The sequence below is a fragment of the Sulfitobacter sp. 1A15299 genome, assembly GCF_043556915.1.
Taxonomy (GTDB): Bacteria; Pseudomonadota; Alphaproteobacteria; order Rhodobacterales; family Rhodobacteraceae; genus Sulfitobacter.
Map to the genome: position 1 here is coordinate 233,573 of NZ_JBIFFJ010000001.1, position 20,863 is coordinate 254,435.

Sequence of the window (20,863 nt, forward strand, 5' to 3'; positions counted from 1 at the left end):
CTGCCCATAGCGCGGTAAAGGCGACTGGGAAAGCCTATTCCGCCGCCTTCACATCCAGAAACCCGCCCGACTGCCGATGCCAATAGCGCGCATAAAGCCCGTCTTGGGTAAGCAAATCGGCATGGCTGCCGATCTCGGCAATGCGGCCCGCGTCCAGCACCATGATCCGGTCCATCTCGGTCAGGGTGGAGAGGCGGTGGGCGATGGCCAGCACGGTTTTGCCCTCCATCACACGGTCTAGGGTCTGCTGAATGGCAGCCTCCACCTCGCTATCCAGCGCACTTGTCGCCTCGTCCAGCACCAGTATCGGCGCGTCTTTCAGGATCGCCCGGGCCAGGGCGATGCGCTGGCGCTGGCCGCCGGAAAGCTTCACCCCCCGCTCGCCCAGATGCGCGTCATAGCCGCGGCGACCTTTATGATCTTCGAGTTGCTGAATGAACTCATGCGCCTCGGCGCGTTCGGCGGCGGCGATAACCTCGGCCTCCGTCGCGTCGGGGCGACCGTATAGGATGTTGTCCCGCGCGGAGCGGTTGAACATCGCCGTCTCCTGCGTGACCATGCCGATATTGCGGCGCAGGCTCTCTTGGGTGACCGTTGTGGTATCTACCCCGTCGATCAATATCTTGCCCTGCTCGGGTTCATAGAGCCGCAAAAGCAGCGCCACGAGGGTCGATTTCCCCGCCCCCGAAGCGCCGACGATGCCCAGTTTCTCACCCGGTTGGATGGTCAGCGAAATGCGGTCGATCCCCCCAGTCTGGCGACCATAGGCAAAGCCCAGATCGCGTAATTCGATTTGCCCGGCCTCGACCACCAATTCCTGCGCATCAGGCTCATCATCGAGGCGCACGCGCGGCGTCAGCGTGCGCATGCCGTCTTCGACCTCCCCGATATTGGAGTAGATCGCCATCAGCGTGAAAGAGACCCAGCCGGTCATCTGCGCGATGCGGATCGCGATGGCGCCGGAGGCGACGATATCGCCCTCGCTTGCCAATCCGCGCTGCCACAGCAGGATCGTCCCGCCCAAAAGCAGAACCGGCAAAAGCCCCGCAAGGCTCATCAACGCCAGACGGAACCCGGCAGCGAGATAGCCAAACTCCAACGCCCGGGCGCGAAAGCTCTGCATCGCGGAAAGTGCGGCGCGGTCTTCGTGATCGGCATGGGCGAAAAGCTTCACTGTCTTGATGTTGGTGATCGTATCGACCACCTGCCCCGACACCATCGCCCGCGCCCCGGCCCGGCCTGCGGCCCGCTTGCGCACGCGCGGCAAGAACCAGTTGATCAGCGCCAGATACATCACCAACCAGACGGAAAATCCAACCGCCACGCGCCAGTCGATCGCCAAAAGCAGCGCCACCGACCCCACGAGAGAGGCGAGCGCAAAGGCCACCACGTTGATCACCTCGGCGGCCACATCCGTCACCGCCCGCGCCGCCTGCATCTGCTTTTGCGCGATGCGCCCGGCGAAATCTTCGTCAAAGAAATTGACGTTCTGCCCCAGCGTCCAACGGTGCAGCCGCGACAGCACCAGCGGGTTCACATTGGGCTGCACCATGATCGCGTTAGAGGCCGAAGAAAGGCCAAACAGCACGGGACGCGCCACAAGGAAAAACGCAATCGCGCCCAAAACCAGAACCAGACTGCTGCCTTCAAAAAACCGCTCCGGCCCCGCGCTGACCGTGGCATCGATCACCTTGCCCAAAATCCACGCCGTGCCCGCCTCCATCGCGCCCGCGGCGGCCGACAGGAATGCTGCGAGCCAGAGCACCGGCCAAGCGCCCGCAAGGCACCATCGGATGAAGGCCCAAAGGGTTTGCGGTGGCGGCCCCTCGGCGGGGCGAAACGGATTGATCCAGTTCGAAATGCTCACGTCTTGTCATCCAATGCGAGAAAACCGCCCGACTGACGGTGCCAGAAAGCTGCATATAGGCCAGCTTTCTGCAAAAGCGCGTCATGGCTGCCTTCTTCGACGATACGGCCCTGATCCAGAACCAGAATTCGGTCCATTTCGGCAATCGTCGACAGCCTGTGCGCGATGGCGATGACCGTCTTGCCCGCCATCATGCCATAGAGCGTTTCTTGAATGACGGCCTCCACCTCACTGTCGAGCGCGCTTGTCGCCTCATCCAACAACAAGATCGGCGCGTCCTTGAGGATCACCCGTGCCAGCGTGATCCGCTGCCGCTGCCCGCCGGACAGCTTCACGCCCCGCTCGCCCACCCGCGCGTCATAGCCCGCGCGCCCCTCGGGGTCGGTCAGATTGAGGATGAACTCATGTGCCTGCGCCTGTTTCGCCGCCGCAATCATCTCGGCCTCGGTTGCGTCGGGGCGGCCATAGAGAATATTTTCCCGCACCGAGCGATGCAGCAGCGAGGAATCCTGCTGCACCACACCGATATGGCGCCGCAGACTGTCTTGCCGGACCTGCGCGATGTCCTGCCCGTCGATCCGGATTTCACCCGTTTCGGCGTCGTAGAACCGCAGTATCAGCTTCACGAGGGTCGATTTCCCCGCGCCCGAGCGGCCAACAAGGCCGATCCTCTCGCCCGGCTGCACGGTGATATTGATGCCCTGAACCCCGCCACTGTCGCGCCCGTAGTGATGGCTGAGCCCGGCCATTTCGATCCGCCCTTCGGTCAGCTTCAGCGGCGGCGCGTCGCGGCGGTCAGTGAGCGCGAGGGGCTGGGCAATGGTCTCCATCCCTTCGGCGACGACACCCAATTCGCGGAAAAAGCTCGACAGCGCCCACATGATCCAACCGGTCATGGAGTTCAGCCGCAAAGCCAGTGCGGCGGCAGCGGCGACGACACCAACACTTGCCTCGGCCCCCATCCACAGCACCAAGGCCCAGCCGACCACGCCCACGATCAACATGCCGTTGAGGAGGGTCAGAACCACATCCATGATGGTGAAAATACGCATCTCACCTTGAAACGTGCGCCGTGCCTCTTCAATCGCCTCGCCCGCGAAATCCACCTCCAGATCATGATGCGCGAACATCTTGACCGAATGGATATTGGTATAGGCATCCACCACGCGCCCCGTCACCTGCGAGCGCGCGTCCGACGCCGCTTTAGAGGCGGGACCAACCCGTTTGATCGTCCAAGCCACCAAGCCGCCATAGAGAATGAACCACCCCAAAAGCGGCACTAACAAACGGATATCCGAGGTGGAGAGCAGGATCGCCGCGCCGATCATATAGGCCAACGAGTAAGAAATCGCATCGAAGACCTGAAAGACCACCTCCCCCGCTGCCGGTGGCGTTTGCATGATCCGGTTGGCAATACGCCCGGCGAAGTCGTTCTCAAACCAGCCCACGGATTGCCGCAAGACATGACGATGCGCCCGCCAACGGATCAACGTCCCGAAGTTCGGCAAGATGGCATTGTTCAGTAGCATCACATCGACCGCCTGCACCATGGGCCGCAGCAACAACACGGCCAACGCTACGAGGATCAGCTCGGTCCCATGGTCCGCCCACATCTGCGCGGGATCGCTGCCCAGCAGATCGACGATGCGGCCCATGTAGTAGATCAGACCAACCTCGATCGCGGCGACGAGGATCGCCATCACGCTGGCGAGGGCGAACACCTTTTTGAACGGCTGCGCATAGTCCCGCAGAAAGGGCCAGAGCCCCTGGGGCGGGACGTCCTTCTCGCGATAGGTGACATAGGGATCGACGAGATTTTCGAAAAAGCGAAACATGGGGAGACCTTGAAAAATAGACGTGCAAAATGTTCGGCGCTGCCCAATAGCAAAGCAGCAAAGGGGCAATGGTTATGCCAGCTTAGCTGAACCAGATCCCGCGGTACATTTCGCCCCTCTCCCTCGTAATGCGCTTTGGATAGACGAATTTCCCCGCGATGTCGACCTAGCTGCGGCGTGCCAATAGGTCCGCCCGGGTCAAGGTGAAGCCTGAGTTGACCCAAAGCTGCTCAAGCCGGGCAAGCTCTTGGCCCAAAGCCGGGCCTTTGAACGCGGGCATCAGGTCTTTGGCCGTCACTGGGAAACGGGCCGCAGCGGCGGCTTTTATTGTCTCTAACACGGCGGTTTCGGGCATATGCGCTGCCATACAGCCCCGCAGCAGAGCCGCCCCGATGGCCACCTCCGCCCCGTGGCGATAGGCAAGCTCAGGCAGTGGTGGCCCTGCAAATCCCTGCTCTTGCAGCAGGATGAGATGTTTGGCCTCTGCTTTGCTGAGCCTGAGACGGTCGGTCAAACCCTCCCCGCCCAGCGCCGCCAGACGCACCAGCCAATCGGGATCAAGGCCAAGACCCTGTTCGAAATGGACCAGCATGGAAATCCAACTGTCATTACTCCCCGGCAAAAGCACGGGCAAAGCACCGGTTTGCCGCATCAGAGCCAGTGCGGGGGCAGGATCAGGCGCGCGCAGAAGTTTCTTGAACTCCTGCCCCACACGTTCTGCCGATAGCGTCTCTAGCCCATCCAAATTCGACGCGATGGCATTCAGCGCCTCCGGCTCGGGCCCAACTTCAGGGTCGCCATACCACGCCATGAAGCGGAAATAGCGCAAAGTGCGCAGGTAATCTTCGCGGATACGCTGACCTGCGTCCTCGATGAAACGCAACCGGCGCGCGCGCAGGTCGGGTAGCCCGCCCAAAGGGTCGATCACACGGCCCTCCGGCGTGGCATAGAGCGCGTTCATCGTGAAATCGCGGCGGCGGGCATCATCGGCAATATCGGTGGAAAAGGCGACGACAGCCCGGCGACCATCGGTCTCTACATCGCGGCGAAAAGTGGTGATCTCAAAGGGTTTGCCGCCCGAGACCAGCGTCACCGTGCCATGGTCAATCCCTGTCGGCACGGCCTTCACCCCGGCAGCCTCGGCCAGCGCCATCACCGTTTCAGGCGTCGCCTCGGTAGAGAGGTCAACATCGCTGTCTGGCAGGCCCAGCAGCGCATCGCGCACGCAGCCACCGACGAAATAGATAGGATACCCCCCATCCTGCAGCACGCGGCAAACCCGCTGTGCGTCTTCGTCATGTAGCCAGCGCGTGCCGGTCGGAATCATTTGTTCATGCGTGTCGCCCATGCCCGCAACATACGCGCGGTCGCACCCCAGATGTAATAGGGACCGTAGGGAACGGCGTAATAATACCGCCGCTGGCCGCGCCAACGCCGGGAATGCACAAGGTAGTTGCTGGGATTGAGCACATGGTCGAGCGGCACGCGAAACACCTCTTCAACCTCACCGGGCTCAGGCTCCACGGTGAAATCGCGCGTCACATAGCCGATCACGGGCGTTACGCTAAAGCCGGTGACCGTCTCATGAGCCGGGAGCACGCCCAAGACATCGACGATATCGGGCGGCAGACCAATCTCTTCGCGGGCTTCGCGTAGGGCGGCGGCGATGACATCCGCATCCCCGCCGTCTTGCTTGCCTCCGGGAAAGGCGATCTGACCGGGGTGATGCTTCAGCGCCGAAGAGCGTTTGGTCAGGATCAGTTCAAGCCGCGCACTGGTATCCACCACCGGGGCGAGCACACCCGCAGGCCGCAGGGCGCGCCCCTCGGGGAGGGTGACCTCCGGGTTCAGATCGAAATCAGAGGATTCCACCCCAGTCTGGGCAAGCGCCTCGCGAAAGGACTGGAACCGGTCGCTCACCTTAAGCCTTGGCGTCGAAACCGACCGTGGCCGGATCAAGGTCGTAATGCGCGCCGCAGAACTGGCAATCGGCGGTGACCCGCCCTTCGTCCGTGGTCATCTTTTCGATATCTCGGGCCGAGTAGATCGACAGGCTTTGCCGCACGCGGTCTTCGGAACAGGTGCAGCCGAAACGCACCGGCTGGGGGTCATAGACCCGCGGTTGTTCCTCGTGAAACAATCGTAGCAGAAGATCGGTCGGCGGAACGCTGGGGCCGATCAGCTCCAAATCCTCAACGGTGCCGAGCAGGATATTTACACGGTTCCAATCCTCGGCCTCATCGCCCTCGACCAAATCATCGGCCTTGAGGATGTCACCGCCCCCCTCACCCGACGCCGCCAAGGGCGAGGCTTTGGGCATATGCTGCAACATGATGCCACCGGCGCGCCAATGCTCTGGTTCATCCGGGCCGGACGATTTACCAAAGCTCAGGGAAAAGCGGGTCGGCAACTGTTCGGATTGGGCGAAATAGGCTTCGGCACAGGCGGCCAGAGACCCACCCGCCAGCGGCGTGATGCCCTGATAGGGGGTCATGCCTTGGCCTTGGTCGATCATGATCGCGAAATAGCCTTCGCCAACCTGGTCGAACGGGGCGTCATCGGTCAGCCGATCCGCATCATAGCTGGCATAGGCGCGGATGCGCGCAGGCTCGCCTTCCTTATCGGGGCCGTAGTAATCGGTCGCGATCATCCGAACGGCACCTTTGGACTGCACCTGCAGCGACAGTTTCCAACGCAGCTTGATCGTCTGGCCGATCAATGCGGTCAGCAACGCCATCTCGGCCACCAGCGCTTCGACCTGCGGTGGGTAGTCGTGCTGTTTCAGAATGCCTTCCAACACGCCATCAAGCCGCGCCACGCGGCCGCGCATGTCGACATCATCAAGCTGAAAGGGCAGAACGGTATCGTCCCACGCGATTTTAGTTCCTTGGGTCATCGGGTTTCCTTATCGGGGGCCGCTTGGCATACCGCGTCTATATAGGCGCAGCAACCCATGGAAAAAGGGGCAGCACATGATCCGACGCACAGGTGAGACACCACAGCCCGGCCAACGCTACACGCCGCGCCCCGGCGTCTATGCCATTCTGCCGCTGCAACGCCGCTTTCTGATGACGCTGAAAATGGCAGAGGAAACCGAGGTGCAACTCCCCGGCGGCGGTATCGAAGCGGGGGAATCCCCGCTGCAAGCGCTGCACCGCGAGGTGCTGGAGGAAACCGGCTGGCGCATCGCCCGCCTGCGCCGGTTGGGCGCTTTCCGCCGCTTTACCTATATGAAGGATTACGACCTCTGGGCGCAGAAGATCTGCCACGTCTATGTCGCCCACCCCGTGCGCCAAATCGCCGCCCCGACAGAGCCGCATCACGCCACGCTGGTGCTATCGGCCAGCGAAGCGCTGGCAACCCTCGCCAATGAAGGCGATCGTCTGTTCCTGCAACGCCACCTGCGCTAACCCTCGCCGTGATACTCAAGCAATATCCCCGAGACATCATCGGGGAAACCGCGGCTACCAGCGAATTCCGAAAGCTTCCAAACCAGCGCACTCAGCAGCGCCGGGCCGCTGAAGCGGCGCAATTCGCCCAACATGCGGGCCAACCCTTCTTCGCCCAACATCTCCCCACCCGGATCGGGGCATTCCGTCACCCCATCGGATAGGATCAACAAACGATCGCCGGGCGCCATCTGAAGTTTATAGTCTTCGAACCCGACCCCAGAGAGCAGCCCCACCGGAAAGCCCCCGGTGCCCGACTGTTCGACCCGCCCATCCGAGCGCAGCAAGGCCGGGTGCGGATGCCCCGCCTGCGCCACGGTGACCTCCCCGGTATTGAGGTCGGCAATCGCCAGCATCAGCGTGAAATAATGTTCCGTCTCCATCTCGTGAAGGACAAGATCGTTCAGTTCCGCGATCACCTCGCCCGGTGGACGCGCCGCGATGGTCCCTCCAGGCAAAAGCGTGAGCGCAAGGTTCTGATCCGGTGTGGCCGCCGACAGATACCCCGCCAGCCGCGCCGTCATCAGGGCCGAACTGATTCCATGTCCAGACACATCTAAGCCAAACAACCCCACGACCCCCGGTCGTACAGGGAAATAGCCCACCAAATCGCCGCCAACATGTCCGGCAGAGCGCAGCATCATCGACAGGTTCCCCCCCTCCATGGCGCGATAACGCTCGCGTAGCAGCGATTGCTGGAATTTCTTCGCCTCGACCAAATCCTTGTCGATCCGCGCATGCACTTGTCGCAGAACATCCAAAGTCTCGGTAATCAGTTGGTTTTTCTGCGTCAGCTCACGCTGCATGGCCAGAAAACGCGCGCTCGCCAATATACGCGCGTGTAATTCCGGCAGGCCTGCGGACCGCATCAAAACATCGTCGACCCCCGCATCAAGGGCGCGGTCCACAACCTCCTCCACCTGTCTGTCGACCAACAGAATGAGATAACTGCCTCGCCCTTGCGGGGGCTCCCGAAAAGCCCGGCAAAAATCAAGCCCCGCTATCGCGCCACTGCAAAGCACGATGTCAGGCCACCGCCGCGCAGAAAGGGCCAAAGCGTCGGCTTCCGAGGTGGCCGAAACCACCTCATATCCCCATCCCTTCAAAGCGGTCGAAAGACAGGCCCGCCGGGCCTCCTCCCCCTCGACCACCAAAACCAAAGACGCCACAGCAGGCGCCGCCACCGCTTCGGACAGGCTGGGGATATCCAATTTCATGCGACACGATCCTAACAGACCTTGCCGAGTTAAACCGCCGAGCCTTACCAGAAGGTGAATCCCCCTGGCCTTCCGTCTCTACAGAACGAACTGAGCCAAGGTCTCGTCGTTGGTGATATCCGTATAGGTAAAGCCGGATTGCCCCAACTGCTCGAGAAACGGTTTGAAATTCTCGGGCCGCCGCGTCTCGATCCCGATCAGGACCGAGCCAAAGTTCCGCGCCGACTTTTTCAGATACTCAAAGCGGCAGATGTCGTCCTCCGGCCCCAGCAGCATCAGGAATTCCTTCAACGCCCCGGGCCGCTGCGGCAGGCGCAGGATGAAATATTTCTTTACGCCCGAATAGCGCTGCGCCCGCTCCTTGACCTCGGGCAAACGCTCGAAATCGAAATTACCACCCGAGGCCACGCAAACCACCGTCTTGCCCACAATCTGATCGGCCACCTCGCCCAGCGCATCAATCGACAATGCGCCTGCCGGTTCCAACACAATGCCTTCGACATTCAGCATCTCATTGATCGTCACGCAGATCCGGTCCTCGGGCAGATGCACCACATCCGCCGGGTTCACCCCGCGCAAACGCTCAAAGGTCCGCGCGCCGATCTTGGCCACCGCAGCCCCATCGACAAAGTTGTCGATCGGAGAGACATCGACCGGCGCACCGGCCTCCAACGCCCGCGCAAGGCTCGGCGCACCGGCGGGTTCGACGAACGTATAGTCGCAGGCATCACCGAAATAACTGACCACCCCCGAAGACAGCCCGCCACCGCCCACGGGCAGGATCACCCGATCCGGCACCCGGCCCAACTGCGCGGCAATCTCCACCGCCACCGACGCCTGCCCTTCGATCACATCGTCGTCGTCGAAAGGCGACAGAAAATGCGCGCCCTCCTCCCGACAGAAACCCTGCGCCGCGGCCAGCGTGGCGTCGAAATAATCCCCCACCAGCCGGATCTCGACGTTCTCACCGCCGAACATGCGGGTCTTCTGCACCTTCTGTTGCGGCGTCGTCACCGGCATGAAAATCACCCCGCGCACCCCGAAATGGCTACAGGCAAAAGCCACCCCCTGCGCATGGTTGCCGGCAGAGGCACAGACGAAAACCCCTTGCCCCGGGATCACCTTGCGCATCGCGTTGAAAGCGCCGCGCAGCTTGTAAGAGCGCACCGGGCTCAGATCCTCGCGTTTCAGCCAAATATCCGCGCCAAAGCGCTCCGACAGATGCTCATTGCGCAAAAGCGGTGTCGCTGGGAACAAGGCCCGCAGCGCCTCTGCCGCCGCCTGTGCTTTTCGTGCAAATTCATCCGCCATCTGTGCTCTCCTTGCTGCCATCCGTCGATAGGCGCGCAGCCAGCATAGGTCAACGCGGGCTTCAATCTTGCCCGCGCCCGCGAAAACCGCTACCTCGCAGGGCGAACTTGAAAGGAAACCCGTCATGTCCGCGCCCAAGAAAGTCGTGCTTGCCTATTCCGGCGGCCTCGATACCTCGATCATCCTGAAATGGCTGCAAACCGAATACGGCTGCGAGGTGGTGACCTTCACCGCCGACCTCGGCCAAGGCGAAGAGCTGGAACCGGCCCGCAAAAAGGCCGAGATGATGGGCATCGCGCCTGAGAACATCTACATCGAAGATGTGCGCGAGGAATTCGTCCGCGACTTCGTCTTCCCGATGTTCCGCGCCAATGCGGTCTACGAGGGTCTCTACCTGCTGGGCACCTCCATCGCCCGCCCGCTGATCTCCAAGCGTCTGGTCGAGATCGCCGAGGAAACCGGCGCCGACGCCGTGGCCCACGGCGCCACCGGCAAGGGCAACGATCAGGTCCGGTTTGAACTGGCCGCCTATGCGCTGAACCCCGACATCAAGGTCATCGCCCCCTGGCGCGAATGGGATCTGTCGAGCCGCACCAAGCTTCTGGCCTTCGCCGAGCAGAACCAGATCCCGATCGCCAAGGACAAGCGCGGCGAAGCGCCCTTCTCGGTCGACGCCAACCTGCTGCACACCTCCTCCGAAGGCAAGGTGCTCGAAGACCCGGCCGTCGACGCGCCCGATTACGTCTACCAGCGCACCGTGAACCCCGAAGATGCCCCCGACACGCCCGAATACGTCGAGATCGGGTTCGAGCGCGGCGACGCGGTCAGCATCAACGGCGAAGCCATGTCGCCGGCCACGATCCTGACCAAACTCAACGAGCTTGGCGGCAAACACGGCTGCGGCCGCCTCGATCTGGTCGAAGGCCGCTTCGTCGGCATGAAATCCCGCGGCATCTATGAGACCCCGGGCGGCACCCTGCTGCTCGAAGCGCACCGCGCCATCGAATCCATCACGCTCGACCGTGGCGCCATGCACCTCAAGGACGAGCTGATGCCGAAATACGCCGAGCTCATCTACAACGGCTTTTGGTACAGCCCCGAGCGGACCATGCTGCAAGCCGCCATCGACGCGAGCCAAACCCATGTCACCGGCACCGTGCGCCTGAAGCTCTACAAGGGCCATGTCCGCACCGTCGGGCGCTGGTCCGATCACAGCCTCTACTCCGAGGCCCATGTGACCTTCGAAGACGACGCCGGCGCCTACGACCAGAAAGACGCCGCAGGCTTCATCCAGCTAAACGCCCTGCGCCTCAAACTCCTCGCCGCCCGCGACAAGCGCAGCAAAGGCTGAAGCACGGGACAACCCCCCTCCTTCATCCTTTCTTAAATACCGCGGGGGTCCGGGGGCAGCGCCCCCGGCGGCCAGCCCCGGATAGAAACGCAAAAGGCCCGGACGCTCCCGCCCGGGCCTTTCTCTTTATCGCCTATGGGATCACTCGGCGGTGACGACCGTCATCACCAGTTCCCCATCCGGCTTGATCGGCCCGTCTTCCTTGGCGCCCAATGTGTATTCGAACACGCCGGTTTTCATGCCGCCATCTTCGGAATGCACCATGAGCATCAGCATATCGCCCGAAGCCACCTCCTCTTGCAGGATCGCGACCACATCCATGTTCTCGCCCGCGCGCAGCGGAGCGTAACCGACCACGGGGCCGGGCTTCATATCGGCATCTGTGCGGTGCACGACCAGCCAGCCATTCTCGCCTGCCATCACCTTATCGGCAGTGACGACGCCATTCGATACGTCCTGACCCGAGGCTTCGACCATGGCCATGGCATGGGCATCCGCCCATGCGCCGCCGGCGATCATGGACAGGGCGATTGCGGTGCTTGCAAATTTTTTCATCTGGTTTTCCCTCCGTTTGAAATAGCGCCGTAGTCACGATAGCACCGCGAAATAAGTTTCAAGTTCTTCAGGAATTTTTCAGACGCCTCGAAAATAACTGTTCATAATAGGGCATGGCGGCATCCAGAACCTCTGCCTCCGCCCCTTTCAGCAAGGGCAATTCCCCCTCCGGCCCGGCAAAACCGGTGCTGCGGTGGATCGCCCCGTACCAATGCGGCGCCCAAACCCCATCCTCGGCCCGCGGCCCGGCGGGCCAATGCAGCATCGCAGGATCAAAGGGCAAGTCGATCGCGGCGCAAAGCCTGCGCAGCATCCCCTCCGGGTCCGCGCGGATATCGCCGCTGTCGATGACCAGTCCGCCCAACCGTTCAAAGAGCATGACTTGCCGGTCAAATCCGATATCCGCCAAACCGGGCGCTTCGCGCTTTTCCGCATAGCTCGCGATCACCCGGGCAGGATGGCGGATCAGGTGGATGTTCACGCAGTCCTCGGCCCAATTGAGCGGGAAACCGTCGATCATATGCTGCGCCATATGTTTCATATAGAGATGCCGGGTGCGGTCTTGCACAAAGCCAAGAGGCACAAGCGCCGGGTCTTGCTCCTGCGCCGCCAGAACCGCGTCGCGCATCGGATGATCCAGCCCCGTCGCCTTGAGATAGGCCGCGTAAAATGGTTCATCCATCGCGGTGAAATCCTGCCGCGCGCCGAAACTATACATCATCGCAGTGCTGAGATTGCGCGGCCCTGACCACATCGCAATTCGCATGACAGGCTTCTCCATTGCCGTTGAACCCGGAACGCTAGAAAGAACGCGCCCGCTCGCCAAGTGGTAAATTGCTTTCACCAGCGCGTGACTTTCCCCGCACCGGCCTTGCGCTATCTCCGCCCCAGCGGCAACCCTAGGCCCGAGGAGGACCGATATGTTCCGAAAATCAATGTTCAAACCCGCCCTTTTGACCCTCGCGATCACTCTGGGCCTCGCCGCGCAGAACCGACCCGCAGCGGCGGCGGAGACCGAGGTGCTGACGGTGGCGGGCGGCTGTTTCTGGTGCGTCGAAGCCGATTTCGAATCCGTCAAAGGGGTGAAAGAGGCCGTCTCGGGCTTTGCCGGAGGCCGCACCAAGAACCCCGACCTACAAAGAAGTCACCGGCGGCAACACTGGCCATTACGAAGCGGTGCAGATCCAATTCGATCCGGATGTGGTCAGTCGCAAGACGCTGCTTGATCTCTTCTTCCGCTCGATCGACCCCACGGATGCGGGCGGGCAATTCTGTGACCGGGGTGAAAGCTACCGCACCGCGATCTTCGCGGGCAGCCCCACCCAGAAAAGCGCAGCAGAGGCTGCCAAGGCCGAAGCGCAGGCCGCTCTCGGGACCAAGGTCGTGACGCCGATCCTTGGCGATGCGCCCTTTTACCCGGCCGAGGATTATCACCAAGACTACTACAAAAGCAGCGACCGGCTGGCGTTCAGCAGTGTCGGTGTGGCCGTGAAAAAATCGGTCGCCTACAAACGCTACCGCAAGGGCTGTGGCCGTGACGCCCGCGTGAAACAGCTTTGGGGCAGTGCGGCCCCCTTCGTGAAGTAACCGCCCCCGAAAGCCTAGCTGCGAAAATCGTGATCCCGGATCTCTTTCAGATCGGGGATCACATCCGCCGTGCCATGGCGTGTGACCATCAAGGCCCCGGCGCGCATGGCCAGATCAATCGCCTGCGGCATGGTCATCCCCCGGTCCAGCCCGGCCAGCAGATAGCCGGTGAAAGTATCGCCTGCGCCAGTCGTATCCACCGCATCGACCTGATAGGCAGAGAAGCTTTCGACCAAATGCGCCTTGTTAGAGACCCATTCACAGCCACCCGCCCCCAGCGTCACCACAATGTCGTCGATCGGCAGCTGCCGCAACTCGCCCCCTGTCGCGGCCCGCAACTGCGCCGCTTCGACCTCGTTCAGAACCAATAGGTCGATCTGTTCAAGGATCGCCGTCACCGCATCCGCTTCGAAGGGGGCGGCAGCATAGGCCAGTCGTAGGCCCAAGGTCTTTGCCGTTCGTGCCGCGAACCGCTGCCCGTTGGTTTCGTTCTGCATCAACAGCCAATCGCCCGAAGATGCCTCGCTCAGCGCGGCACCGATCATCTCATCGGTGATCTCGTGATTGGTGCCAGGGAAGATGACGATATTGTTCTCCCCCTCCAGATCGACGGCAATATTGGCGTGACCGGTCACGCCCTCCATCAAGGTGATATGCGCCGTCTCGACCCCGTATTCCAACAGCCGTTCCAGCGCCCAGCCGCCATCGGCGCCCAGCGCTCCGACATGCATCACCCGCGTCCCGGCCCGGGCGGCGGCGACCGACATATTGGCTCCCTTGCCGCCCAGACCTTGCCGGAAATTCAGGGCTGAAATGGTCTCTCCCGGTCCCGGCAGATGGGGCAGCAGATAAAAGTTATCCGCGTTGATAGAGCCGAGATTCCAGATCATCAGCCCACCTTACAGGCCGCGAGAATGGCCATGTTAAGGATGTCATTCGCCGTCGAGGTCGAAGAGCAGATCTGAATCGACTTATCGAGGCCCGTGAGGATCGGCCCGATCACCGTCGCCCCCGCCATCTCCTGCATCAGCTTGACCGAGATGCTGGCCGAGTGCCGCGCTGGCACCACGAGGATATTCGCCGGCCCCGTCAACCGCGAGAAGGGGTAGTTCGCCTGACTGGCCGCGTTCAGCGCCACGTCGACGGTCATCTCGCCCTCATATTCGAAATCCACCCCGCGCTTGTCCAGCACCTCGGGCGCGAGGTGCATCTTCTCGGCCCGTTCCGAGACGGGATAGCCGAAGGTCGAGAAGCTGACGAAAGCCACCCGCGGCTCAAGCCCCAGATGCCGCGCCACGCGCGCCCCGCTCTCGGCGATATTGGCCAGATCGTTCTCATTGGGCCATTCATGCACCAAGGTATCGGCGATAAAGACGATGCGCCCCTTGTGCAGCAGCGCCGTGATGCCTGCGGCCCCGGCCTCGGCATTGGCGTCGAAAACGTGGTTCAGCCGCTCCAGCACATGCGCCGACTTGCGGGTCGCCCCGGTCACCAGACCGTCGCCATGACCATGTGCCAGCATCAGCGCGGCAAAGACATGACGGTCGCGCGAGGCAAGACGGTGGATGTCCTTGCGGTCAAAGCCCTTGCGCTGCAACCGGCCATAGAGGAAATCCTTATAGGTCGCCAGATGCTGGGTGTTGGCGGCGTTCACCACCTCCAACTCGCGCACCGCGTCGGCCATGCCTGCCTCTTCGAGCTTGGCGCGCACGTCGTCCTCCCGGCCCACCACCAGCGCCTTGCCCAAGCCCGCGCGCTGGTACATGACCGCCGCGCGCAAGACCTTCGGGTCGTCGCCCTCGGCAAAGATCATCCGCGCCTGGTTGGCACGGGCACGGGCGTTGATGCCTCGCAGGATGCTGGCCGTTGGGTCCATCCGCGATTTCAGCCCGACCTCATAGGCGTCCATGTCGATGATCGGGCGCCGCGCGGCCCCGGTGTCCATCCCCGCCTTGGCCACGGCGGGCGGAATGCGGTGAATGAGGCGCGGGTCAAACGGCGTGGGGATGATGTAATCGCGGCCGAAGCTCAGCGTGCGGCCATAAGCCAGCGCCACCTCATCCGGCACATCCTCGCGCGCCAGCTGCGCCAGCGCATGGGCACAGGCGATCTTCATCTCGTCGTTGATGGCCCGCGCATGGATATCGAGCGCGCCGCGGAAGAGATAGGGAAAGCCCAGCACGTTGTTGACCTGGTTCGGGTAATCCGAGCGCCCGGTGGCGACGATGGCATCCATGCGGACCTCATGCGCCTCTTCGGGGGTGATCTCCGGGTCCGGGTTGGCCATGGCAAAGATCACCGGGTTGTCGGCCATGTAGGCCACCATCGCGGGCGTCACCGCCCCTTTGACCGAGACGCCAAGGAAGACATCCGCGCCCTTCATCGCCTCTTCGAGCGTGCGCAGCTCTGTATTGGCGGCATGTGCCGATTTCCACTGGTTCATGCCCTCGGTACGGCCCTGATAGATCACACCTTTGGTGTCGCACATGATGCAGTTGTCGTGTTTCGCGCCCATCGCCTTGAGCAGTTCCAGACAGGCGATGCCCGCAGCCCCCGCGCCGTTGAGCACGATACGCACATCCTCGATCTTCTTGCCCGAGAGGTGCAGCGCGTTGATCAGGCCCGCGGCACAGATCACCGCGGTGCCGTGCTGGTCGTCGTGGAAGACGGGGATGTCCATCTCTTCCTTCAGACGCTGCTCGATGATGAAACACTCAGGCGCCTTGATGTCTTCAAGGTTGATGCCCCCAAAGGTCGGCCCCATCAGCTTGCAGGCGTTGATGAAAGCCTCCGTGTCCTCGGTATCGAGCTCGATGTCGATGGAGTTCACGTCAGCGAAACGCTTGAACAGAACCGCTTTGCCTTCCATCACCGGTTTGGAGGCCAGCGCACCGAGGTTCCCAAGCCCCAACACCGCTGTCCCGTTCGAGATCACGGCGACCAGATTGCCCTTGTTGGTGTAGTCATAGGCCGTCTCGGGGCTCTCGGCGATGGCCTCGCAAGGGACGGCCACACCGGGGGAATAGGCAAGGCTCAGATCGCGCTGCGTGGTCATCGGAACGGTGGCCGAGATCTCGAACTTGCCGGGGGTCGGTTCAAGATGAAAGGCAAGCGCCTCTTCAGAGGTGATACGGTTCTTTCTTGTCACGACATTACCCTTCTTCTGCTTTGGGATCTTCTTAGCCACGATCCGAGTTCAGCACAACGCAAGCCCCGCGTCAGTGCAAATCGCATGACAAAGGCCGCCCAAGGCGCCGCACCCCCTTTCGCTGCGCCGGGGGGTTTTGTAGGGTCCGCGCGGCAACAGGGGGCAGCCGTGCAGACAGAAAAAGTAACGCCAATGATGGCGCAATATCTCGAGCTTAAAGCGGACCACGCGGATGCGTTGCTGTTCTACCGCATGGGCGATTTCTACGAGATGTTCTTTGACGATGCCGTGGCCGCCGCCGAGGCGCTGGACATCGCGCTCACCAAACGCGGCAAGCATCAGGGCAAGGATATCGCCATGTGCGGCGTGCCGGTCCATGCCGCCGAAGGCTACCTGCTGACGCTGATCCGCAAAGGGTTTCGCGTGGCGGTCTGCGAGCAGATGGAAAGCCCTGCCGAAGCCAAGAAACGCGGCTACAAAGCGGTCGTGAAACGCGATGTGGTGCGGCTGGTGACACCCGGCACCCTGACCGAGGAAAGCCTGCTGGAAGCGCGGCGCCACAACTACCTCGCAGCCTTTGCCGAGGTGCGCGACGCCTGCGCGATGGCTTGGGTCGATATCTCGACCGGCGCGTTTCATGTGATGCCATTGGCGCAGGTTCGGCTGGGGCCGGAATTGGCGCGGCTGTCCCCGTCGGAACTGATCGTCTCAGAGGCGAAAGAAACGGAATTGCACGAGGTCGTCTCTGATTTCGGGATTGCGCTGACGGGTCTGGCCCGTTCGGCCTTTGACAGCACAAGCGCGGAAAAGCGGGTCTGCGACCTGTTTGATATCGCCACACTAGAGGCTTTCGGCAGCTTTAACCGCGCGGAAGTCTCGGCCATGGGCGCGGTAATAGAGTACCTCACTATCACCCAACGTGGCAAGCTGCCCCTGCTCCGCCCGCCCCAGAAAGAGGCAGAGGCCCGCACCGTTCAGATCGACGCGGCAACCCGGCGCAATCTGGAGCTTACCCATTCCCTCAACGGGGGCCGTGCCGGGTCTTTGCTGTCAATCATGGACAATACCGTCACCGCCGGGGGCGCGCGCCTGCTGGAGCGGCGGATCTCAAGCCCCTCGCGCGTTGTCGATGTGGTCACCTCCCGCGCCGATGCGGTCAGCTTTGCCTATGACAATGCCCGCGTTTCCGAAGACATCCGCCAACGTCTGCGCAATGTGCCGGATCTCGACCGGGCACTGTCACGCCTCTCGCTCGACCGGGGTGGACCGCGCGACCTTGCCGCGATCCGTAACGGGCTCATCGAGGCGGAGGCTTTGCACCAAAGCCTGACGCAACAAGACCTCCCCGACCTGCTGCGCGAAGCTGCCGAAGGGTTGCAGGGCCATGGGGAGCTTATCGACCTGTTGGATCACGCGCTGGTGGCCGAGCCCCCGCTGATGGTGCGCGACGGCGGTTTCATCGCCCCCGGCCATGACGCCGAGCTTGACGCCGCGCGAGAGCTGCGCGACGAAGGCCGCAGCGTGATTGCCGGTATGCAGCAGCAATTCGTCTCTGACACGGGGATTTCGTCGCTGAAGATCAAGCACAACAATGTGCTGGGCTATTTCGTCGAATGCACCGCGACCCATGCGGAAAAGATGCTGAACCCGCCCCTGTCAGAGACCTTTATTCACCGCCAGACCACGGCGAACCAAGTGCGCTTTACCACTGTCGAACTGTCGGAGTTGGAGACGAAAATCCTCAATGCGGGCAACCATGCGCAGGAGATCGAAAAGCGGCTCTACGAAAGCCTTCGGACCGCTATTCTAGAGCATGCGGCAGAGATCGGACAAGCCTCTGCCGGGCTGGCCGAAGTCGATCTGGCCACCGGTCTGGCCAACCTCGCCCGGAGTGAGAACTGGACCCGCCCGCGCGTGGATATGTCCCGCGCCTTCGACATCCAAGGTGGGCGGCATCCAGTCGTGGAACGCGCTTTGACCCAGCAATCGGGGGAGCCATTCATCGCCAATGACTGCGACCTGAGCGCCGAGGGCGAGGCTGCCAACATCTGGCTGCTCACCGGCCCGAACATGGCGGGTAAATCGACCTTTTTGCGGCAGAACGCGCTGATCGCCCTGATGGCGCAGATGGGCAGCTTCGTGCCCGCAACCTCGGCGCATATCGGCGTGGTCAGCCAGCTCTTCAGCCGCGTCGGGGCCTCGGACGATCTGGCGCGGGGCCGCTCGACCTTCATGGTGGAAATGGTCGAGACCGCCGCGATCCTCAACCAGGCCGATGACCGCGCGCTGGTAATCCTCGATGAGATCGGGCGCGGCACGGCCACCTATGACGGGCTCTCGATCGCTTGGGCCACGCTGGAACATCTGCACGACGTGAACCGGACCCGGGCACTGTTCGCCACCCATTACCACGAGATGACGGCGCTGGCCGGCAAGCTGCCGGGGGTCGACAATGCCACGGTGGCGGTCAAGGAGTGGGAGGGCGAGGTCGTCTTCCTGCACGAGGTGCGCAAGGGCGCTGCGGATCGGTCTTATGGCGTGCAGGTGGCGCAACTGGCGGGCCTGCCCGCCCCGGTGATCGCCCGCGCCCGCGTGGTGCTGGAGGCATTGGAGAAAGGCGAACGCGAAGGCGGGGCCACACAAAAGACGCTGATCGACGATCTGCCGCTCTTCGCGGCCAGCCCGCCCCCGCAACCGGCCCCTGCGAAAACCTCGGCGGTCGAAGAGAAACTGGCAGAGGTCATCCCCGATGAACTCTCCCCGCGCGAGGCGCTTGAGCTGATCTACAAACTGAAAGAGGCGGCCAAATCCTGACCGCCTCCTCCCAAAGTGACTGATTGCGCGCTTAGCTCGCGGGCGTCGAAGACACGCCAACCTGCGCCGGACGCAACAGACGGTCGTGCAGCATGAAGCCTTCGGCGGCGACCTGAATGATCTCGCCCGCGACGGTGCCGGGCACTGGCGCTTCGAACATCGCTTCGTGATGCTTGGGGTCGAACTTGTCGCCCACTTCGGGTGCGATCACTTCGATGCCGTGCTTCTTGAAGACGTTCAGCAGCTCGCGCATCGTCAGTTCCACGCCTTCAAGCAGCGGGCCAAAAGCCTCTTTCTGCTCATCGGTGGTGGTTTCCAGCGCGCGTTTCATGTTGTCGTAAACGGGCAGCATGTCACGGGCCAGTTTGGAGCCGCCATAGTTCTCGGCCTCGCGACGGTCCTTGTCGGAGCGCTTGCGCGCATTCTCGGCGTCGGCGAGCGCGCGCATGAAACGGTCGCGGTACTGGTCACGCTCGGCGCGCAGTTCCTCAACCGCAAGGGCTTCTTCGTCGATCTCGGCCATGTCTTCGGCGTATTCTTCAGCTTCGGCGCTGTCGATCTCGTCCAAAAAGTCGTTTTCTTTCGGCTCTGCCATGTTCCACCTCTAGTTCCGGTCGGAAATCAGCTTTCCCACCAGTTGTGCCGTGTAGTTCACAATCGGCACGATACGTCCATAATTTAAGCGTGTCGGGCCAATGACACCCACGGCGCCGATCACCTTACGATCAGCGTTCATATAAGGGGAAACGACCAGAGAGGAACCCGAAAGTGAGAAAAGTTTGTTTTCCGAGCCGATAAAAATGCGCACACCGTCCCCATCTTCGGCCAGTTCGAGGAATTCGGCGATGTCCCGCTTGCGCTCAAGATCGTCGAAAAGGCTTCGGATGCGCTCAAGGTCCTCGGCCTCCGCCTCACCGCCCAGCAGATTCGAGCGGCCGCGCACGATCAAACGCTCTGAATGCTCCCCTTCCGCGTCCCATAGCACCGCCCCGCTTTCGACAAGCTGCTGCGCCAGAACGTCGATCTCCTGACGGCGCTTGGCGATCTCTTGCTTGATGCTGCGCTGCAATTCGCTGAGGGTTTTGCCTTCGACGAAAGCATTCAGGAAGTTCGCCGCCTCACGCATCGAACTGGGGGTCTGCCCGGGTGGCGGCGTGAACAGCCGGTTCTCCACATGGCCATCGGAGAAAACAAGCACGACCAAGGCTCTATCTGGCGAAAGAGAGACGAACTCGATATGTTTGATCGGCGCTTCGTGTTTCGGCGTCAACACGAGGGAGGCGCCATGGGTGACACCTGACAGGGCCGAACCGATCCGATCCAAAAGCCCGCCGACATCAGAGGAGTTATTGCCCAGTGTCGCGTCGATCTTTTCGCGGTCAAGCTCCGTTGGATCGCCGATCTCGATCATTCCATCGACGAACATCCGCAGCCCCAATTGCGTTGGAATGCGCCCGGCTGAAACATGGGGGCTGTCGAGCAGCCCCATATATTCGAGATCCTGCATCACATTGCGGATCGTCGCCGCCGAGACCTTCTCACTGAAGTCCCGTGTCAGCGTGCGCGACCCCACCGGATCGCCACTTTCCAGATAGCCTTCGACCACCCGGCGAAACACTTCGCGGGATCGGTCATTCATGTCTTTCAGTAATTCAGGCGTGTTTTTCATCGGTGCTCGCTCTCTTGTCTAATAAAGGTACAAGCCGGGCAAACGTCAATCGGGGTTGCA

Annotated in this window: 16 protein-coding genes and 1 pseudogene; 4 read left to right on the top strand and 13 right to left on the bottom strand. The window is 62.1% G+C overall.

Annotation, left to right across the window (positions count from 1 at the left end; translation table 11 throughout):
* Positions 1–34: 34 nt before the first annotated feature.
* The 5 genes from ACGYK7_RS01080 to ACGYK7_RS01100 form a co-directional block, all read right to left on the bottom strand.
* Positions 35–1,867 carry an ABC transporter ATP-binding protein gene (locus tag ACGYK7_RS01080; protein ID WP_394398208.1) on the bottom strand — a complete coding sequence of 611 codons (1,833 nt, stop codon included), beginning with the start codon at positions 1,865–1,867 and terminating at the stop codon, positions 35–37.
* The gene (locus ACGYK7_RS01085; protein ID WP_394398210.1) at positions 1,864–3,702 is read right to left on the bottom strand and encodes an ABC transporter ATP-binding protein; all 1,839 of its coding nucleotides are present in this window, start codon (positions 3,700–3,702) and stop codon (positions 1,864–1,866) included. Before ACGYK7_RS01085 ends, ACGYK7_RS01080 begins: the two co-directional genes overlap by 4 nt.
* 166 nt (positions 3,703–3,868) lie before the next feature.
* Positions 3,869–5,050: a CCA tRNA nucleotidyltransferase gene (locus ACGYK7_RS01090; RefSeq protein ID WP_394398212.1), complete on the bottom strand. Its 1,182-nt coding sequence runs from the start codon at positions 5,048–5,050 to the stop codon at positions 3,869–3,871.
* Positions 5,026–5,622, bottom strand: a complete 597-nt coding sequence (locus ACGYK7_RS01095; protein WP_394398214.1) for a CoA pyrophosphatase — start codon at positions 5,620–5,622, stop codon at positions 5,026–5,028. Before ACGYK7_RS01095 ends, ACGYK7_RS01090 begins: the two co-directional genes overlap by 25 nt.
* A 1-nt stretch (position 5,623) precedes the next feature.
* Positions 5,624–6,598, bottom strand: coding sequence for an Hsp33 family molecular chaperone HslO (locus tag ACGYK7_RS01100; RefSeq protein WP_394398216.1), 975 nt, complete (start codon positions 6,596–6,598; stop codon positions 5,624–5,626).
* A 76-nt stretch (positions 6,599–6,674) separates the two neighbouring features.
* On the opposite strand from ACGYK7_RS01100, the gene ACGYK7_RS01105 reads away from it, so the two are divergent.
* Positions 6,675–7,112, top strand: a complete 438-nt coding sequence (locus ACGYK7_RS01105; protein WP_394398218.1) for an NUDIX domain-containing protein — start codon at positions 6,675–6,677, stop codon at positions 7,110–7,112.
* On the opposite strand, the gene ACGYK7_RS01110 is transcribed toward ACGYK7_RS01105, so the two are convergent.
* Positions 7,109–8,368, bottom strand: coding sequence for a PP2C family protein-serine/threonine phosphatase (locus tag ACGYK7_RS01110; RefSeq protein ID WP_394398220.1), 1,260 nt, complete (start codon positions 8,366–8,368; stop codon positions 7,109–7,111). The two genes, ACGYK7_RS01105 and ACGYK7_RS01110, sit on opposite strands and share 4 nt — an antisense overlap.
* Before the next feature lie 78 nt (positions 8,369–8,446).
* On the bottom strand, positions 8,447–9,679 hold the full coding sequence (gene ilvA / locus ACGYK7_RS01115) for a threonine ammonia-lyase IlvA (protein ID WP_394398222.1): 1,233 nt from the start codon (positions 9,677–9,679) through the stop codon (positions 8,447–8,449).
* A 124-nt stretch (positions 9,680–9,803) separates the two neighbouring features.
* On the opposite strand from ilvA, the gene ACGYK7_RS01120 reads away from it, so the two are divergent.
* Complete coding sequence (locus ACGYK7_RS01120; protein ID WP_394398224.1) at positions 9,804–11,030, top strand: argininosuccinate synthase; 1,227 nt, start codon at positions 9,804–9,806, stop codon at positions 11,028–11,030.
* Positions 11,031–11,171: 141 nt separating this feature from the next.
* Here the strand turns inward: ACGYK7_RS01120 and ACGYK7_RS01125 are convergent, their stop codons facing one another.
* Together ACGYK7_RS01125 and ACGYK7_RS01130 are read right to left on the bottom strand one after the other, a co-directional pair.
* A complete protein-coding gene (locus ACGYK7_RS01125) occupies positions 11,172–11,585 on the bottom strand; it encodes a hypothetical protein (protein WP_394398226.1) in 414 nt (137 codons plus the stop codon).
* A 67-nt stretch (positions 11,586–11,652) separates the two neighbouring features.
* Positions 11,653–12,351 carry an HAD family hydrolase gene (locus ACGYK7_RS01130; RefSeq protein WP_394398228.1) on the bottom strand — a complete coding sequence of 233 codons (699 nt, stop codon included), beginning with the start codon at positions 12,349–12,351 and terminating at the stop codon, positions 11,653–11,655.
* A 154-nt stretch (positions 12,352–12,505) separates the two neighbouring features.
* Between ACGYK7_RS01130 and msrA the strand changes: the two are divergent.
* Positions 12,506–13,172: pseudogene (gene msrA / locus ACGYK7_RS01135) on the top strand (peptide-methionine (S)-S-oxide reductase MsrA).
* Between the two features lie 14 nt (positions 13,173–13,186).
* Here the strand turns inward: msrA and ACGYK7_RS01140 are convergent.
* The gene (locus ACGYK7_RS01140) at positions 13,187–14,062 is read right to left on the bottom strand and encodes a ribokinase (RefSeq protein ID WP_394398230.1); all 876 of its coding nucleotides are present in this window, start codon (positions 14,060–14,062) and stop codon (positions 13,187–13,189) included.
* Positions 14,062–16,320 (bottom strand): NADP-dependent malic enzyme, encoded by a 2,259-nt coding sequence (locus ACGYK7_RS01145; RefSeq protein ID WP_394398232.1) that lies wholly within the window; start codon positions 16,318–16,320, stop codon positions 14,062–14,064. The genes ACGYK7_RS01140 and ACGYK7_RS01145 overlap by 1 nt, the downstream gene beginning before the upstream one ends.
* Before the next feature lie 192 nt (positions 16,321–16,512).
* Between ACGYK7_RS01145 and mutS the strand changes: the two genes are divergently transcribed.
* Positions 16,513–19,134, top strand: a complete 2,622-nt coding sequence (gene mutS / locus ACGYK7_RS01150; RefSeq protein WP_394398904.1) for a DNA mismatch repair protein MutS — start codon at positions 16,513–16,515, stop codon at positions 19,132–19,134.
* A gap of 31 nt (positions 19,135–19,165) precedes the next feature.
* Here the strand turns inward: mutS and ACGYK7_RS01155 are convergent, their stop codons facing one another.
* Both ACGYK7_RS01155 and hrcA read right to left on the bottom strand, forming a co-directional pair.
* Positions 19,166–19,729 (bottom strand): nucleotide exchange factor GrpE, encoded by a 564-nt coding sequence (locus ACGYK7_RS01155; RefSeq protein WP_067267873.1) that lies wholly within the window; start codon positions 19,727–19,729, stop codon positions 19,166–19,168.
* Between the two features lie 9 nt (positions 19,730–19,738).
* Complete coding sequence (gene hrcA, locus ACGYK7_RS01160) at positions 19,739–20,803, bottom strand: heat-inducible transcriptional repressor HrcA (protein WP_394398234.1); 1,065 nt, start codon at positions 20,801–20,803, stop codon at positions 19,739–19,741.
* Between the last annotated feature and the right edge of the window lie 60 nt (positions 20,804–20,863).

Coding starts and splice junctions, on each gene's coding strand:
- ilvA (WP_394398222.1), bottom strand. CDS start 9,679: ATGGCGGATGAATTTGCACGAAAAGCACAGGCGGCGGCAGAGGCGCTG.
- mutS (WP_394398904.1), top strand. CDS start 16,513: ATGATGGCGCAATATCTCGAGCTTAAAGCGGACCACGCGGATGCGTTG.
- ACGYK7_RS01105 (WP_394398218.1), top strand. CDS start 6,675: ATGATCCGACGCACAGGTGAGACACCACAGCCCGGCCAACGCTACACG.
- ACGYK7_RS01155 (WP_067267873.1), bottom strand. CDS start 19,729: ATGGCAGAGCCGAAAGAAAACGACTTTTTGGACGAGATCGACAGCGCC.
- ACGYK7_RS01110 (WP_394398220.1), bottom strand. CDS start 8,368: ATGAAATTGGATATCCCCAGCCTGTCCGAAGCGGTGGCGGCGCCTGCT.
- ACGYK7_RS01085 (WP_394398210.1), bottom strand. CDS start 3,702: ATGTTTCGCTTTTTCGAAAATCTCGTCGATCCCTATGTCACCTATCGC.
- ACGYK7_RS01125 (WP_394398226.1), bottom strand. CDS start 11,585: ATGAAAAAATTTGCAAGCACCGCAATCGCCCTGTCCATGATCGCCGGC.
- ACGYK7_RS01130 (WP_394398228.1), bottom strand. CDS start 12,351: ATGCGAATTGCGATGTGGTCAGGGCCGCGCAATCTCAGCACTGCGATG.
- hrcA (WP_394398234.1), bottom strand. CDS start 20,803: ATGAAAAACACGCCTGAATTACTGAAAGACATGAATGACCGATCCCGC.
- ACGYK7_RS01120 (WP_394398224.1), top strand. CDS start 9,804: ATGTCCGCGCCCAAGAAAGTCGTGCTTGCCTATTCCGGCGGCCTCGAT.
- ACGYK7_RS01090 (WP_394398212.1), bottom strand. CDS start 5,050: ATGGGCGACACGCATGAACAAATGATTCCGACCGGCACGCGCTGGCTA.
- ACGYK7_RS01100 (WP_394398216.1), bottom strand. CDS start 6,598: ATGACCCAAGGAACTAAAATCGCGTGGGACGATACCGTTCTGCCCTTT.
- ACGYK7_RS01140 (WP_394398230.1), bottom strand. CDS start 14,062: ATGATCTGGAATCTCGGCTCTATCAACGCGGATAACTTTTATCTGCTG.